1 protein-coding gene is annotated in these 588 nt (G+C 45.9%); it reads right to left on the minus strand.

All coding sequences use genetic code 11. The features are described from left to right. On the minus strand, window positions 1-588 hold a 588-nt coding region (locus NXH67_RS02235; protein ID WP_272796222.1), incomplete at both ends, for an InlB B-repeat-containing protein.

The following is a 588-nucleotide window of genomic DNA, read 5'->3' on the forward strand; positions in this document are numbered from 1 at the left end:
CTGGATTCCCTCATTAGCAGTAGGATCTACAGTTCCGCCTTCTTTTGCTGTATAGATCACATTGTATTGCTTGCTGTTATCAGGCTGGAACTTCGCAACAAACTTGGTGTCAGCATAGAGATCTGTGTGCTCAGCATCTTTATTTATCTGTGCCTTGAAGGCAGCTGCTCCGGGATCTGCTTCTGATGATACGCCTGCATTATCTCCATCCCTGAACCAGCCTACAAATTCATAGCCGGGCTTTGCTTCTGCCTTGGATCCCTGTACTCCATCTGTTGAAAGTTTCTGAAGTCCACTGTCAAGGTCATGGGTAACAGTTCCCATTGTTTCATCATTTGATACATAGCTTACTTCATATGTCTGATTAGGATCTGCCTCAAACTCTGCTGTGTAGTCGGTGTCAGCAAAGAGTGTTCCGTCCTTCTCAAGATATTCTTTTGCAAGAGTTGCTGAAAGAACTGCCTCTGCACCGGTAATAGGTGTGTCGATATCTCCGACTGTCTTATACCATGCCTTGAATCTGTATCCGGGTGCAGGTTCCGCCTTTGAACCCTCTATACCATCGCTTGTAAGTACCTGGAAAGGTCC

The organism is Butyrivibrio sp. DSM 10294 (assembly GCF_028539135.1).
Classification (GTDB): Bacteria; Bacillota; Clostridia; order Lachnospirales; family Lachnospiraceae; genus Butyrivibrio.